The organism is Brevibacterium sp. LAARM2_SD2 (assembly GCF_057364785.1).
The window spans coordinates 65051-80390 of record NZ_JBNFOM010000018.1; the positions used below are offsets into that span (position 1 = coordinate 65051).

Here is a 15340-nt window from a genome sequence, read left to right on the forward strand (position 1 = left end):
GTGCTCCTTGAAGTGGCAATACAAGATCCGTCTGTATACTACCCGGTTTTTGACCAGCTGTAGAACCTTGTCTGTGAACTTCCCGAGGCGCTGACGCCAACACGAGTTGCCCGGCTGACGACGTGGCCGACGGTGACGAAGACGACAACCTGACCGTTGTTCTCTGCGCGTCCGCTGGGAGGCCTGGGCCGCCTCGGCGAGATCCTGACGACTGCGGCCAAAAAGGCCGAGCCTAGCATGAGGAAACCCCATCCTGGACGATTTCTGTGGCGCGCCTCATGGTAAACTGGGATTCCGCGAAAGGGGTTTGAAGAGAATATGAGTTTCCAGGTCGGCGACACTGTTGTCTATCCACATCACGGTGCAGCGACAATCCAAGAAATCAGGCAACGAACCATCAAAGGTGAGGAGAAACTGTATCTCAAGCTCCAGGTCGCCCATGGTGACCTCGTCATCGAGGTCCCCGCGGAGAACTGCGATCTCGTCGGCGTCCGTGACGTCGTCGGCGAAGAGGGTGTGGAGAAGGTCTTCAACGTCCTGCGGGCGGAATTCGTCGAGGAACCCACCAACTGGTCTCGCCGGTACAAGGCGAATCTTGAGAAGCTGCAGTCCGGTGACGTGATCAAGGTCGCCGAGGTCGTCCGTGACCTCTGGCGCCGTGAACAGGACCGCGGACTGTCGACCGGTGAGAAGCGCATGCTGTCGAAGGCTCGCCAGATCCTCGTCTCCGAGCTCGCACTCGCGGAGAAGAAAGAGGAGTCCGAAGCCGAAGCGCTCCTCGACGAAGTGCTCGCGTCCTGAGCACCTGCGTCATCGTCCCGGCCGCAGGGTCGGGCACGCGCTTGGGGCACACCGAGCCGAAGGCCTTCGTCCAGGTGGACGGTCGCACTCTGCTCGCGCATAGTCTCGACGCCATCATCACCTCGGGAGTCGCCACCACGATCGTGGTCGCGGCTCCCGAGGTGTTTGTGTCCCTCGCCGAGGCGGAGGTCGCCGAAGTGCGCCGACGGTTCGCGGGGGGTGGCGGGTCTGGTCGGGTCGGTGGTGGTGCCGAGGCTGACGTGAGTGGCGGCAGCGGTGCGGGTGCCCACGAGAGCCGCGTCCGCCCGGGGCAAGTCGAGATCATCGTCGTCCCCGGTGGTGCCGACCGTGTCGAGTCCGTCGAGGCGGCCCTCACGGCAGCCGGTGACCCGGACATCGTCCTCGTCCACGACGCCGCCCGCGCGCTCACCCCGCCGGCGGTGTTCGACCGGGTGACCGATGCTGTGTCGTCCGGCGCCGAGGCGGTCGTGCCCGTCCTGCCCATGATCGACACCGTCCGCCGGGCCGAGGAGTCCCCGAGGCGGATCCCGCTCGACGATGACGCCGATCTCGAGCCGGATCCACCTCGGGAGCAGCCGGATCCACCTCGGGGGCACGCGGCCGAGGTCGAAGTCCTCCGCGGCGACCTCGACCGGGGGAGTCTGCGCCGGGTCCAGACCCCGCAAGGCTTCGCCGCCGAGACACTGCGGCGTGCCCATGCGAGCTACCGGGAGGAAGTCCGGACACTCGGCGCCGGCGCCCGCGAGGCGACGGATGACGCGGGACTCGTCGAGCGCCTCGGCGTCGATGTCGTCGCGGTGGCCGGGGACGAGGAATCGCTGAAGATCACGTACCCGCTCGACCTCGTCCTCGCCGAGCACATCGCCCGCGAGCGCGGCCGGTCGCATCCCGCCTCGAGGTGAGCGCTCAGGCGTGCGCGCTGGCCGGCACCTATCCTGGAAGTCGACGACTGCCTCACCGCGCAGACGACTGCCTCACCGTTTAGGAGCCACGCGATGACCATTCCCCGGACCGGAATCGGTGTCGATGTCCATGCGTTCGCCGACGACCCCGACCGCGAACTCTGGGTCGCCGGCCTCCTGTGGCCGGGGGAGCGTGGCCTCGACGGCCATTCGGACTCCGACGTCGCCGCGCACGCGTGCTGTGATGCGCTCTTCTCCGCTGCCGGCCTCGGCGACCTCGGCGCGCACTTCGGCGTCGATCGCCCGGAATTCGCGGGGGCATCCGGGGTGAGCCTCCTCGCCGAGGCGGCCCGACTCGTCCGCGCAGCCGGGTTCGAGATCGGCAACATCGCCGTCCAGGTCATCGGGAACCGCCCGAAGATCGGCAAACGGCGCAGCGAGGCGCAGGAGGCGCTGAGCCAGGCGGTCGGCGCCGAGGTGTCCGTGTCGGGGACGACGACGGATGCGCTCGGTCTCACGGGTCGCGGTGAGGGCGTGGCCGCGATCGCGAATGCGCTGGTGTACCGGCCATGAGAATCCTCTTCCAGGGTGCGGGTGCGGTCGGCCTCGCAGGTGCCGCGCTGCTCGGTCACCGGCACGAGACGGTCGTCGTCACCCGAACCCTGCTCGACCGACCGCGGGCTGCCTATCCGCGGCGGGTGCGGTGGCTAGATGCATTGAGCGAATCGGACACCGGGGAACCCGGCTGGAGTGTCACCGAGGTCGCCGCGACGAGGCGGGTGACGGTCACCGATTGGGCCGGCATCGACGCCGCCGGCGGATTCCGGATCGCTGCGGCCGACGATGACACGGGCGCGTCGGGCTCTCCCGGGTCCGGCGTCTCGGTGGCGCGGGCCCGCGCCGCTGCCCAGCACGGGAAGCGCACGCGCCGTCGCGTGCCGACGACGTGGGATCTCGTCGTCCTCACCACTCGACCGGGCGATCTCGACGCGGCGGTCGCCTCGGCGTTCAGGGCCGTCGCCCCGCGGTGGCTGGCCATCACGAGCCAGGTCGACGGGGACGTCGACATCGCGAAGGGGATGTTCCCCGGCGCCGAGGTCGTCGTCTTCTCTCCGGCGTTCCTCTCCGAACGGCTCGATGCCGCACCCGGCGTCGACCCCGGTCATGAGGTGCGGTTCTGGTCGCCGTTCGGGGCACCGGTCTTCCTCGCCGCCGGTCCGAAGCATCCGCTGCGCGCACTGACCCGTGAGCTCGGTCCGGCCGTCGTCACCGTGCCGCTCGACGTTCTCATCGCCTCACCGGCGCTCTTCATCCCGTACGTGGCGCAGCTGAGTGCCGGGGGAGGGGAGTGGGATCGCCTGCTCGATCATCTGCGGCTGCCGAGCGATGCCGCCGCCGAGGCGGTCCGTGCCGTGACCGGAATGCCGGTGCCGGTCGTGCCGGCGGTCGCCCGCATGGTGCTCGAGACCGCCGACCGGATCTCGCCGATCCCGATGCGTGAGTATGCCGGACGCCATTTCGCCAGACACGAGGGTCAGACGCTCGCGATGCTCGACGGGTGGATCGGCGCAGCCCGCGAACACGAAGCATTGAGCGCGCTGGCCGCTGAACTGCGGGAGCGCATCGGCGGGCGCTGAGAACTCAGCGCCCGCCGGGCAGAGGCCGCAGCGTCAGTCCGGTCGAGTCGGGGGACGCTGTCAGTCGTCGGCGTCGATGATGCTGCGCAGCGCGGCGAGGTGGGATCTGTAGGCGGAGAGACCCGCCGGTGTCAGCGACAGCCACTGCCGCGAGCGGCCGAGCCGGACGATGCTCGTCTCGTCGACGTAGCCTGCGTCGATGAGCTGTGACAGGTGCTTGCTCAGCGCCGATTTGGAGATGTCGAGGCGAGACTGGATCTCACCGAATTCGATGCCCTTCGCCTGTGACAGCATTGCGCTGATGCGCAAGCGGATCGGGGCGTGGATGAGCGGATTGAATTCGGCGTCAGGCACTGTGGTGTCCCTTGCGCTTCGGCCAGTGCTTCTCGGCCGCGTCGAGGAGGATCGGGAGGAGGCAGAGAAGGCCGGCGATGATCGACCAGGCACCGGACACGGTGTCTCCGTCATGGCCGAACAGTGACGCCACCACGGATGTCCCGCCGACAAGCAGCATCGCAATGCAGACAAGTGTGAGGAGGACCTTCCACTGGATTCTGACGAATCGATACCCCTTCGGACACCACACGTACCTCACGAGAAGAACGACCTGGACGACCATGGCAGCGGTGAGCGCGATGACCGCGCTGACAGCGATCGCTGAACCGGGTGGTGCCGCGAGGTTGGTCCAGGCGAAGCCGAAGTTCAAGGCTGCGCTGTACACGAACAGCCACTTGGGGATGTGTCCGGAGGAGGTCTTCCTTTCCTCCCAGCGCGCAGCGAGGAGTGCTCGGCGCGCCTCTTCTCGGTCGTGGTCTGAGGCCTGTTGTGTTTCCATAGAGGAAACTCTACCTCAATGTTTCCATGATGGAAACACAAAGAACGGCCCCGCATCGCGCTGACTGCGCGGTGCGGGGCGACTCGACGACCACCTCGGCGACGGGGACCGACGGATGTCCCTCTGACGGGAGGGTCCGTATCACACCTCGGCGACGATGCCCTTCGCCCGGTTGCGGCGGGTCACGGCGATGCCGATGAGGTAGAGGGCGGCGGTGAAGATGAGCGTGCCGATGATCTGGGTGCGGACCGATTCGACGGTGAGGCCGAGGATGATGATCACGGCGATGCCGGCCAGGGCCGCGTACGTCAGCCAGGGGAACAGCCACATCTTCAGCGGCAGCGGGGTGCCGGCGGCCTCGGCGCGGCGGCGGAGGATGAGCTGCGAGACGAGGGTGGCGACCCACGTGACGATGAGAGTCGAGCCGACGATCTGGAGGAGGATGCCGAGCACCTCGGCGGCCCAGAAGTAGTTGAGGGCGACGGCGATGAAGCCGAAGACGGACGTCGCGAGGACCGCGGCGACGGGAACGCCGCGCCGGTTCGTGCGGCCGAGGCCGGACGGCAGCATCGAGCGGCGGGCCATCGAGAACGACATGCGGGAGGCGCCGTAGATGTTCGCGTTCATCGACGACAGCAGCGCGATGACGATGACGGCGGCGAGGAGGGAGGCGATGAACGGCAGGCCCGCGGTGTCGAGGACGGCGACGAACGGCGAGTCGGCGAGGCGGGGATCGGTCCAGTCGAGGACGAGGACGATGATCGCCACCGAGCCGATGTAGAGGAAGAGGATGCGCCAGACGATCGTCTTGATCGCCTTCGACACCGAGCGGCTGGGGTCGGAGGTCTCGGCGGCGGCGACCGCGACGATCTCGATGCCGCCGAAGGCGAACGCGACGACGAGGAGTCCGGCGGCGACACCGGGGATGCCGGTGGGCATGAAGCCGTCGGCGAAGATCTCGGTCGGGGGAGCCGCCGGGGTCCAGCCGAGGAGGTAGGCGATACCGAGGACGACGAAGAGCGCGACGAAGGCGACCTTGATGAGGGAGAACCAGAACTCGAACTCGCCGAAGCTGCCGGAGGTCGTGAGGTTGATCGCGGTGAAGACGATCATGATGATGAGTGCAAGCACCCACTGCGGGACCGACGGGAGGTAGCCGGCGACGATCTGCGCGGCGGCGGTCGCCTCGGCGGCGACGACGAGGCACAGCTGCACCCACCACAGGGCGCCGACGGCGAACGCGGCGGCCGGGCCCATGGCCTTGCCGGCGTAGTGGGAGAAGGCGCCGGGGTTCGGGTCGGCGGCGACGAGTTCGCCGAGCGCCCGCATGACGAAGATGACGATGAGGCCGGCGACGACGTAGGACACGAGGACCGCGGGCCCAGCGGCCTGGACTCCCGCCCCGGAGCCGACGAAGAGGCCGGCACCGATCGCCGAGCCGAGGCTCATCATGACGAGGTGGCGGGGCCGCATTCCGGCCTTGAGGCCGGAGCCGTCGGGGGTGGGCTGAGGGCTGGTGTGGGCGGAGTCGGCGGTCACCGGCGACTGCGAATGTGAATCAGGCACCAGAGCAGTCTAACGGGCGCAGGGTGATGCCCGTCTCACGGGGTGGGGTGTGCCACGGTGATCCGTCGTTGTGGTGTAGGGGTGCAGGGCTCGGTCGTCGTGGACTGTGTGCGGGGCTCAGTCGTCCTGGACGTCAGGCGCGGCTCAGTCGTCGCGGGCTTCAGGCGCGGCTCAGTCGTCCTGGAGGTAGACGAGGCCGTTGCCGTCGGGGTCGGTGAACGAGAACATCGGAGGTACCCCGGGCCAGCGCAGCACCTCGTCGTTGTGGATCGTCACACCGGCGGCCGAGATGCGCTCGTGCGCCTCCTCGGCGTCGGGTGTCTCGAGGCGGATGGCGACGGGGATCTGACTGCCCTGCGGGATGAGGACGATCGCGACGTCCGATCCTGGCGGGGCCACTTCGACGATGCGGTTGCCGGGCATCGGCTCGCCGTCGTAGGTCACCGAGCATCCGAGGACGTCGGTGTAGAAGCGGGTTGCCTCGTCGAGGTCGCTGACGGGGACGGAGACGCTGATGATTCTGCTCGTCTTGGCCATGAGACCAGTGTGGTCGACGCACCGCGCGGTGTATAGGGGTGTACGGGGCGGGACTGCCGCGTGTGCGACGGGACTGCTCTGCGTCGCGCGGGTCTGTCGCGGGGTGAATGCCGCAGCGCCGCGACGCCGTTTCAGTGGCGTCGCGGCGCTTCGGTAGCCGCGCAGAGTCGTCGGACACTGCGTCGTCGTGCACTCCGCTGAAGAACCCTCAGCTCCCCCGCTTGATCCATTCGTCGAGGCTCGGCTTCTCCGCCTCGATCGACGTCGCCTCGCCGTGGCCGGTGAGGACGATCGTCGGATCGGGCAGAGCGAAGAGCCGATCCCTGATCGACTCGATGATCGTCTCGAAGCTCGAATGCGACCGTCCCGTCGCTCCGGGACCGCCGTTGAAGAGCGTGTCCCCGGAGAAGAGCACCGGTCCGACCGCGGACCCCGCCCCCGCCGAGGCGGGAACCGGCAGCCCGGTCTCGATGAAGAAGCTCGTCGACCCGGGGGAGTGGCCTGGCGTGTGCAGCGCCCTGATCGTCACCCCGCCGACCCGCCACGTGTCGCCATCGGCGATCTGCCCCTCGGGACGGTAGCCCTCGTAGGTCATGTCCCAGAGCACGTAGTCATCCGGGTTGAGGTAGATCGTCGGATTGCCCACCCGGCTCGCGAAGTCCCGGACGACGCCGACATGGTCGTCATGACCGTGCGTGAGGAGGATGGCCTTGACCTCTCTCGGCCCGACCGCCTCGGCGATGGCATCGACATCATGGGCGGGGTCGATGACGATGACCTCCGACTGATCCCCGACGATCCAGACGTTGTTGTCGACATCCCAGGTCCCGCCGTCGAGCGAGAACGTCCCGGACGTCACGACATGCTCGATCCCAGCCATCAGACTTCCACCACCGATCGCAGCACGGTTCCCTCTTCCATCTTCGCGAACGCCGCCTCGACGTCGCCGATGCCGATCCGCTCGGTGACGAACTTCTCGAGCGGCAGGCGCTTCTGCTCGTAGAGGTCGACGAGCATCGGGAAGTCGCGTTCGGGCAGGCAGTCGCCGTACCACGAGGACTTGAGGCTGCCGCCGCGACCGAACACGTCGAGCAGCGGCACGGTGAGCTCCATCTCCGGGGTCGGCACGCCGACGAGGACGACGGTGCCGGCGAGATCGCGCCCGTAGAACGCCTGCCGCCACGTCTGCGGCCGGCCGACCGCATCGATGACGACGTCGGCGCCGAAGCCGTTCGTCCGCTCCTGGATCGCGGCGACGACCTCGTCCTCGCTCATGCCCTTCGTGTTCACCGTCTCCGTGGCGCCGAGCTCCCTCGCCCACTCGAGCTTCCGGTCGTCGATGTCGAGGGCGATGATCGTGCCCGCTCCGGCGAGGTAGGACCCGGCGATCGCCGCGCAGCCGACTCCGCCGCAGCCGATGACCGCGACCGACTTGCCGCGGGTGACCCCACCGGTGTTGATCGCCGCGCCGATGCCGGCCATGACTCCGCAGCCGAGCAGACCGACGACCGCCGGATCCGACTCATCGACCTTCGTGCACTGGCCGGCGGCGACGAGCGTCTTCTCCGCGAACGACCCGATCCCCAGGGCCGGGGTGAGTTCGGTGCCGTCGGTGAGCGTCATCTTCTGCTCGGCGTTGTGCGTGTTGAAGCAGTACCACGGCTCCCCGCGCTTGCACGCGCGACACTCGCCGCACACGGCACGCCAGTTGAGGATGACGAAATCGCCGACCTCGACGTTCGTCACGCCCTCGCCGATCTCCGAGACGACCCCAGCCGACTCGTGCCCGAGGAGGAACGGGAAGTCATCGCTGATCCCGCCCTCGCGGTAGTGCAGATCCGTGTGGCAGACTCCGCACGACTGGACGTCGACGACGACCTCACCGGGGCCGGGGTCGGGGATGACGATGTCGGTGAGCTCGACCGGTGCGCCCTTGCTGCGTGCGATGACGCCCTTGACAGTCTGTGGCATTGCGCCTCCTAGGGGTGATCGGTGCGCGACCGCGACGGCTGCGCGCCGATGGGGGTTCGTACGCTGTCCACCCTATCGACGCCACCCGACCGGCGACCACCGCGTCCGCATCGTGTGACGTCAGCGCGACCTCCGTGGGATCAGGAGGGGCAGGACCCTCTCGCCGAGGCGGGGTGACGTGAGCGCGCATGCGCAGCGGGGCGCCTCCCGAAGGTGGGAGACGCCCCGCTGTCGCTGATCAGGTGTTGCGTGGGTCGGTGATCAGTCGACGTCGGTGTCCGGGTGCTTGCGCAGGTGCACGATCGCTGCGGCGAGCCCGCCCCAGACCGTGACCATCGCGATGATCATCATGATGATGGCTGACGGTTCCATCAGTTCCCTCCTCGTGTGGTCTCATCGGCGGCATGCCGCCCGGTGTGGTGGCCCTTCTGCTCCTCGGCGACGGAATCGGCGATCGCCGCGTCCGCCTCCTCGATCGTCTTCCTCGGCCACCTGATGAGCGAGAGGACGACCGCGATGACGATGAGGAGTGCGATCATGCCCCAGCCGAAGACGCCGATGATGAGCGCCGGGTATTCGCCGTAGCCCTCGGTGGCGTAGGTGATGATCTGGGTGATGAGCATGTACGCGAGCACCAGAGCGGTGACGCCGCCGAGGATGATCATCCAGAACCAGCCCACCTTGAAGCTCGAGATCGCGTTGAGGTGATCGCGCAGCACGGGCAGCTTGCGGGCGAACCAGCCGACGACGATGAGGCCGACGACGGCCGCGCCGACGATGCCGATGTTGTTGGCGAAGGCATCCATCGTGTCGAGCACGTAGAGGGCGGTGACCGTCGACATGAGCAGGATCGAGATGATCGCCATGGCACCGCCGACGAGGAGGATCGAGGCCTTGTTGCCGATCCCGAACTTCTCGCGCAGCGCCTGGATCGGCACCTGGACGATCGAGATGAGCGAGGTGAGACCGGCGAAGACGAGGCATGCGAAGAACGCGAAGCCGAAGAGTCCGCCGCCGGGCATCTCGGAGATCAGCGTCGGGAAGGCGACGAACGCCAGTCCGATGCCGCTGGTCGCGACGTCCGAGACCTGCGAGCCCGACGCTGCGGCCATGAAGCCGAGCGCGGCGAAGACGCCGATGCCGGCGAGGATCTCGAAGCCCGAGTTCGAGAATGCGACGACGAGGCCGGAGCCGGTGAGGTTCGTCTTCTTCTTCAGGTACGACGCGTACGTGATCATGATGCCGAACGCGATCGACAGCGAGAAGAAGATCTGCCCGTAGGCCGCGATCCACACCGCGGGATCCGACAGGGCGGAGAAGTCCGGGGTGAACAGCGCATTGAGGCCCTCGGCCGCACCGGGCAGGAACAGTGCGCGGATGACGAGCGCGAGGAAGAGGATGATGAGCAGCGGGATGAAGATCTTCGAGAAGCGGGCGATGCCTGCCTGCACGCCGCCGAGGAGGACACCGAGGGTGATCACCCAGACGACGATGACGAGGATGAGGATCATCGGCACGAACTCGAACGAGACGCCCGGATCGCCCATCTGGAGGAAGCTGCCGAAGAAGTAGGTCTCCGCGTCATCGCCCCACGCCTGGTTGAGCGAGAAGAACATGTACGCCCCGGCCCAGCCGATGATCGCGGCATAGTAGATGCCGATGACGACGGCCACGCCGGTCTGGAACCAGCCGATCGGCTCCGCGACCTTCGTCGCCATGCGGAACGCCAGCGGCGCCGAGCCGCGGGAGCGGTGGCCCATCGCGTAGTCGAAGAAGAGCAGCGGGATGCCCGCCGTCAGCAGTGCGACGAGGTAGGGGATGATGAAGGCGCCGCCGCCGTTCTCATACGTGACATACGGGAAGCGCCAGATGTTGCCGAGGCCGACTGCCGAACCGATGGCTGCGAAGATGAACGCGCCGCGGGTGGCGAAGACCTCCCTCTGGGGTGTGGTGGTAGACATGATGACCTTTCGTAGTTCACCGCCAGGAGGCGACGATGCCTCCTGCTTGCGGATGATCGACTTCCATTTTACTGGGAGTTGCTTGTGAGTGGTGGCGCTCATCACGTGTCGCGGGTCACAATTCGGCACCGAATGGTCTCGGTTCGGGAGTGATCCATCCCCGGTAGACTTGGGCGGGTGACTATCGCCTTGTATAACCTCGCCACCCGCACGACCGAAGATCTCCGGCCCGTCATCGACGGCCACGTCGGGATCTACACGTGTGGCGCCACGGTGCAGGGCGAACCCCACATCGGGCATCTGCGGTCCGCGTCGGTCTTCGACGTGCTCCGCCGCTGGCTGCTCTACCGCGGCTACGACGTCACCCTCATCCGCAACGTCACGGACATCGACGACAAGATCCTCTCGAAGTCCGTCGAAGAGGGACGGCCCTGGTTCGCCCACGCCTACCTCTACGAGCGCGCCTTCACCGCCGCCTACGACGCCCTCGACGTCCTCCCGCCGAGCTACGAGCCCCGGGCCACCGGCCACATCACGGAGATGCACGAGCTCATCAGCCGCCTCATCGAGGCCGGTCACGCCTACCCCGCGCTCGACGGCAGCGGGGACGTCTACTTCTCGACGACCTCGTGGCCCGACTACGGGGAGCTGACGAACCAGCGGCTGGCGGACATGGAGCCGGCCGAGGACTCGGACATGCGCGGGAAGAAGGATCCCCGGGACTTCGCGCTGTGGAAGGCGCACAAGCCCGGCGAACCGGAGACCGCCTCATGGCCGTCCCCGTGGGGACGCGGCCGCCCGGGCTGGCACATCGAATGCTCGGCGATGTCGACGAAGTACCTCGGGTCGCACTTCGACATCCACGGCGGCGGCCTCGACCTGCGCTTCCCGCACCACGAGAACGAGCTCGCCCAGTCCCGTGCCGCCGGTGACGAGTTCGCCAACATCTGGATGCACTCGGGCCTGCTCAACGTCGGCGGGGACAAGATGTCGAAGTCGCTCGGCAACTCCGTCTTCGCCTCCGACCTCTTCGCCCGCTTCAGCCCGCTTGCGGTGCGCTACTTCCTCACGAGCGCGAGCTACCGCTCCGTGCTCGAGTACTCGCCCGAGGCGATGGAGCGCCAGACCGCGTCGCTCGAGCGGCTCTCGAACTTCCTCGACCGGGCCCGGCAGGCGCTCGGGGACGAGGCACCGCCGCTGCCGAACGTCGCAGCGGCCTACGCCGACCGCATCATCGACGTCCCCGTCGAGTTCGCCGCCGCCCTCGACGACGACCTCGGCGTGCCCCGCGCGCTGTCCGTCGTCTTCGCCCGCGTCACCGAGGGCGCGAAGCTCCTCGACGCCGGTTCCGACAAGCCGGAGCTGGCCCGGATCGTCGCCGAGGTGGAGCTCATGCTCGACATCCTCGGCGTCAACCCCAGCGCCGAGGTGTGGGGCAGTGCCGACGGCAGCGCACCGGCGGCAGCCGCCCTCGATGCGCTCGTCGGCGACCTCGCGAGCAAGCGGATCGCGGCGAAGGCGGAGAAGGACTATGCGCAGGCCGATGCGATCCGCGATCAGCTCGCCGCCGCCGGTGTCGCGATCGAGGACACGACCGACGGCTACCGTTACCATCTCAAGAACAGCTGAGACCGCGGACGCGCCCGGGCAGACCCGGGCACCGCACCCAGCACCGACGAACCAAGAGGACTGACATGGCTTCCAACCCACGCTCCGGCGGGTCGAAGAAGAAGGGCCCGCCCAAGGGATCCGGCGGCAAGCACCGCCGCAGCCTGCAGGGCAAGGGGCCCACGCCCAAGGCCGAGGACCGCGTCTACCACAAGGCGCACAAGGCCGCGCAGGCGAAGCGGGCCGCCAACGCCTCGGCGCAGGCGAAGCGGAAGAAGAAGGAGCTCGGGCCGAACATGGTCGCCGGGCGCAACTCCGTCGTCGAAGCACTGCGTGAGGAGGTGCCGGCGACCGCGCTCTACGTGGCCAGCCGCATCGACTCCGACGACCGGGTCAAAGAGGCGATCAAGCTCGCCTCGGCCCGCGGCATCTCGATGCTCGAGGCCAGCCGGTCCGACCTCGACCGGCTCACCGAGACGCGATCCATCAGGGCATCGCCCTGCAGATCCCGCCGTACGACTACGCCGATCCCCGGGACCTCCTCGAGTTCGCCGCCGACCGGGGCGAGGCTCCGCTCATCGTCGCTCTCGACGGCATCACGGATCCGCGCAACCTCGGCGCGATCGTCCGCTCCGTCGCGGCCTTCGGCGGGCACGGGGTCATCATCCCCGAACGCCGCGCGGCATCGATGACGGCGGCGGCCTGGAAGACCTCGGCCGGGGCCGCCTCGCGGATCAAGGTCGCGCAGGTCGTCAACCTCGCCCGCGCGATCGACGAGCTGAAGAAGCAGGGCGTCTTCGTCGTCGGCCTCGACATGGACGGCGACGTCGACCTGCCCGAGCTCACCTTCAGCAGCGACCCGCTGTGCATCGTCGTCGGCTCCGAGGGCAAGGGCCTCTCCCGCCTCATCGCCGACAAGTGCGACCAGATCGTCTCGATCCCGATCGCCGCGACGACCGAGTCGCTCAACGCCGGCATCGCCGCAGCCGTGAGTCTCTACGAGGTCGCCCGCGCCCGTCGGGGGTGAGCGTTTTCAGCCGCCGCCCGGGCGCTGCCGGCCCTCTGGGCGCCGATCAGATGCGCCCTTCGGGTTGCTGCCGCAAGGGTGAGAGTGTCCCTCAGGCGTCGAGGCTCGTGCGGTAGTCCTGTTCGCTCATCGCGCCGACGCGGGAGTGGCGGCGGCTGTAGCCGAAGTAGATGAGCGCCCCGACGAGCATCCAGATGCCGAAGACCGCCCAGGTCACGCCGCCGAGGTTGAGCATGAGGAACGCACAGGCGAGTGCGCCGAGCACGGGGATCGTGTACCCCAGCGGCGCCTTGAAGGTCCGCTCGAGCTGCGGCTTCGTCACGCGCAGGTAGATGACGGCGACGTTGACGAGGCAGAACGCGAAGAGCGTGCCGATACTCGTCGCGTTCGCGAGCTCTCCGAGCGGGATGAGCGCTGCGGTGATCGCGACGAGGGTGCCGGTGACGAGCGTGCCGACGAGCGGGGTGCCGGTGCGCGGGGAGACGACGCCGAAGAGGCGCGGAACCATGCCGTCGCGCGACATCGTCAGCAGGATGCGCGACTGTCCGTAGAGGACGGTGATGACGACGGAGAAGATCGCGAGCACCGAGGAGGCGGCGAAGAGGAAGACCGCGAAGTTCGACTGGGTGATCTCATGGACGATCTGGACGAGCGGAGCCGTCGAGGTCTCGAACCACTCCCACTCCCTGGCGCCGATCGCGGTGACGGCGACGAGCACGTACATCGTCGTGACGATGACCATCGAGAGGATGATCGCCCGCGGCAGATCCCGCTTCGGGTTCTTCGCCTCCTCACCGGCGGTCGAGGCGGCGTCGAAGCCGATGTAGGAGAAGAAGACGACCGAGGCCGCCGCCGTGACTCCGGCCGCGCCCATCGGCAGCAGCGGTTCGAAGTTCCCGGCCTGGAACGCGGTGAACGCGACGATCGAGAAGAAGACGAGGATGCCGATCTTGACGAACACGATGATCGTGTTGACGATGCCGGACTCCTTCGCCCCGCGCATGAGCAGGATCGTGGCCAGAGCGACGACGATGAGGGCGGAGAGGTTGATGACCCCGCCGGGCTGTTCGGGACCCGAGGCGAGGGCCGGGGGCAGCTCGAGTCCGAAGATCCGCAGCGTCTCATTGACGTAGTCGGCCGCACCGACGGCGACCGCGGCGACGGACACGGCGTATTCGAGGACGAGGCACCATCCGCAGACCCAGGCCACGCCCTCACCGAGGGTCGCGTACGTGTAGGAGTAGCTCGACCCCGAGACGGGCACCATGCCCGCCATCTCCGCGTAGCTGACGGCCGAGAGCAGTGCCGTGATGCCTGCGAGGATGAACGCGATCCACACCCCGGGGCCGGCGATCGGCACGGCCTCGCCGAGGATGACGAGGATGCCGGTGCCGAGCGTCGCGCCGACGCTGATCATCGTCAGCTGGAAGACACCGAAGGTGCGCCGCAGCTCCTTCGAGTTCGCATCCTCGGTGTCCTTGATCATGCTCGTGATCGACTTGCGTCGTCCCAATTGGCGGACGATTCCTGTGCCCTGCCCCGACGGTGGGGCAGGCGTGTGCTGCGGAGAACTCATTGAGCCATTGTCACATGTCGTTCACAGGCCGCTGACACCGAGGTTTGACCGTGATCGGGGTGAACCGCCTCACACCTGGGACGACGCCCGCAGTGGCCGCGTGCGATGAGGTTCAGATCACACTCGCCGAGGCGGTCGGACCGATCCGGTCAGGCAGGGACGGTTGCTCATGCCGGGGCAGGTGCGGACGGTCAGTGTCGGAGGGTTGGGGGCTCACACGTCAGGGGTGAACCGACCGTCGTGGGCCATCCAGCCGCCGTCGACGAGCTGCGAGGTGCCGGTGACGTACGAGGACGCGTCGGAGGCGAGGAAGAGAACCGGTCCGGCGATCTCGTGGAGGCGGCCCCACCGGCCCAGCGCCGTCTTGTCCGCGTAGGCCTCCCACCACGTCTCGTCGGCCTTGATCTGCTGCGTCAGCGGAGTGTCGAAGGGGCCCGGCAGGATCGCGTTGACCCGCACGCCAGCGGGGCCGAGCTCGCTCGCGAGCGTCTTCGTCAGCTGGACGACCCCGGCCTTCGCCGCCGCGTAGAGGCCCTGGCCCGGTTCGACGGTGAGCGCCCTGAATGACGCGTAGGTGACGATCGACCCGCGTCCGCGCTGCGCCATCTGCGCGCCGAACCCGCGCATCAGCCGGTACGTGCCCTTGAGGTTGATGTCGATGACCCGATCGAACTCGTCGTCGGTCGTCGCCGTCAGGCGTTTGCGGACGTTCGCCCGGGGGTGATGACGAGGACCTCGGCAGCGGGGTGGGCGGCGACGAGAGCGTCGACGGAGACCGGATCGGTGATGTCGACGACGGCGGCCTCGGCGCTGCCCCGATCCTCCCCGCGCGCGCCGTCTGAACGGGCATCGCCGGCCCCGCCGGACTCGCCCGGCGTGTCAGCCGCGTGCGCGCCGA

Annotated in this window: 15 protein-coding genes and 2 pseudogenes; 6 read left to right on the top strand and 11 right to left on the bottom strand. The window is 68.1% G+C overall.

Annotation, left to right across the window (positions count from 1 at the left end):
- Positions 1 to 318 precede the first annotated feature (318 nt).
- The 4 genes from AC2W7K_RS12330 (at position 319) to AC2W7K_RS12345 (ending at position 3361) form a co-directional block, all read left to right on the top strand.
- Positions 319 to 801, top strand: coding sequence for a CarD family transcriptional regulator (locus tag AC2W7K_RS12330; protein ID WP_137825680.1), 483 nt, complete (start codon positions 319 to 321; stop codon positions 799 to 801).
- Positions 802 to 812: 11 nt separating this feature from the next.
- A complete protein-coding gene (locus AC2W7K_RS12335; protein WP_344249571.1) occupies positions 813 to 1724 on the top strand; it encodes an IspD/TarI family cytidylyltransferase in 912 nt (303 codons plus the stop codon).
- 93 nt (positions 1725 to 1817) lie between these two features.
- A complete protein-coding gene (ispF, locus tag AC2W7K_RS12340; RefSeq protein ID WP_198499610.1) occupies positions 1818 to 2297 on the top strand; it encodes a 2-C-methyl-D-erythritol 2,4-cyclodiphosphate synthase in 480 nt (159 codons plus the stop codon).
- The gene (locus AC2W7K_RS12345) at positions 2294 to 3361 is read left to right on the top strand and encodes a hypothetical protein (RefSeq protein ID WP_198499609.1); all 1068 of its coding nucleotides are present in this window, start codon (positions 2294 to 2296) and stop codon (positions 3359 to 3361) included. The genes ispF and AC2W7K_RS12345 overlap by 4 nt, the downstream gene beginning before the upstream one ends.
- Before the next feature lie 60 nt (positions 3362 to 3421).
- Here AC2W7K_RS12345 and AC2W7K_RS12350 read toward each other — a convergent pair whose 3' ends face one another.
- The 8 genes from AC2W7K_RS12350 to AC2W7K_RS12385 form a co-directional block, all read right to left on the bottom strand.
- Positions 3422 to 3715, bottom strand: coding sequence for a transcriptional regulator (locus AC2W7K_RS12350; RefSeq protein WP_232623694.1), 294 nt, complete (start codon positions 3713 to 3715; stop codon positions 3422 to 3424).
- Positions 3708 to 4196 carry a hypothetical protein gene (locus AC2W7K_RS12355; protein WP_232623693.1) on the bottom strand — a complete coding sequence of 163 codons (489 nt, stop codon included), beginning with the start codon at positions 4194 to 4196 and terminating at the stop codon, positions 3708 to 3710. Before AC2W7K_RS12355 ends, AC2W7K_RS12350 begins: the two co-directional genes overlap by 8 nt.
- Before the next feature lie 141 nt (positions 4197 to 4337).
- Positions 4338 to 5735: an amino acid permease gene (locus AC2W7K_RS12360; RefSeq protein ID WP_198500780.1), complete on the bottom strand. Its 1398-nt coding sequence runs from the start codon at positions 5733 to 5735 to the stop codon at positions 4338 to 4340.
- Between the two features lie 198 nt (positions 5736 to 5933).
- Complete coding sequence (locus AC2W7K_RS12365) at positions 5934 to 6299, bottom strand: VOC family protein (protein ID WP_198499607.1); 366 nt, start codon at positions 6297 to 6299, stop codon at positions 5934 to 5936.
- 208 nt (positions 6300 to 6507) lie between these two features.
- Positions 6508 to 7179: an MBL fold metallo-hydrolase gene (locus AC2W7K_RS12370; RefSeq protein ID WP_198499606.1), complete on the bottom strand. Its 672-nt coding sequence runs from the start codon at positions 7177 to 7179 to the stop codon at positions 6508 to 6510.
- Positions 7179 to 8270, bottom strand: a complete 1092-nt coding sequence (locus AC2W7K_RS12375) for an S-(hydroxymethyl)mycothiol dehydrogenase (RefSeq protein WP_198499605.1) — start codon at positions 8268 to 8270, stop codon at positions 7179 to 7181. The genes AC2W7K_RS12370 and AC2W7K_RS12375 overlap by 1 nt, the downstream gene beginning before the upstream one ends.
- Before the next feature lie 261 nt (positions 8271 to 8531).
- Complete coding sequence (locus AC2W7K_RS12380; protein ID WP_198499604.1) at positions 8532 to 8642, bottom strand: methionine/alanine import family NSS transporter small subunit; 111 nt, start codon at positions 8640 to 8642, stop codon at positions 8532 to 8534.
- On the bottom strand, positions 8642 to 10231 hold the full coding sequence (locus AC2W7K_RS12385) for a sodium-dependent transporter (protein ID WP_198499603.1): 1590 nt from the start codon (positions 10229 to 10231) through the stop codon (positions 8642 to 8644). Before AC2W7K_RS12385 ends, AC2W7K_RS12380 begins: the two co-directional genes overlap by 1 nt.
- A gap of 177 nt (positions 10232 to 10408) precedes the next feature.
- Here AC2W7K_RS12385 and cysS point away from each other — a divergent pair, with 177 nt between their 5' ends.
- Positions 10409 to 11860, top strand: coding sequence for a cysteine--tRNA ligase (gene cysS / locus AC2W7K_RS12390; RefSeq protein ID WP_198499602.1), 1452 nt, complete (start codon positions 10409 to 10411; stop codon positions 11858 to 11860).
- Between the two features lie 65 nt (positions 11861 to 11925).
- A pseudogene (gene rlmB / locus AC2W7K_RS12395) lies at positions 11926 to 12866 on the top strand (23S rRNA (guanosine(2251)-2'-O)-methyltransferase RlmB).
- A gap of 91 nt (positions 12867 to 12957) precedes the next feature.
- On the opposite strand, the gene AC2W7K_RS12400 reads toward rlmB, so the two are convergent.
- From AC2W7K_RS12400 to AC2W7K_RS12410, 3 genes and pseudogenes are all read right to left on the bottom strand, one after another.
- Positions 12958 to 14442: an amino acid permease gene (locus tag AC2W7K_RS12400; RefSeq protein ID WP_198499600.1), complete on the bottom strand. Its 1485-nt coding sequence runs from the start codon at positions 14440 to 14442 to the stop codon at positions 12958 to 12960.
- 213 nt (positions 14443 to 14655) lie between these two features.
- Positions 14656 to 15138, bottom strand: coding sequence for an SDR family NAD(P)-dependent oxidoreductase (locus tag AC2W7K_RS12405; protein WP_486006241.1), 483 nt, complete (start codon positions 15136 to 15138; stop codon positions 14656 to 14658).
- Positions 15135 to 15340: pseudogene (locus AC2W7K_RS12410) on the bottom strand (hypothetical protein); the annotation flags it as partial. The pseudogene AC2W7K_RS12410 and the gene AC2W7K_RS12405, both read right to left, overlap by 4 nt.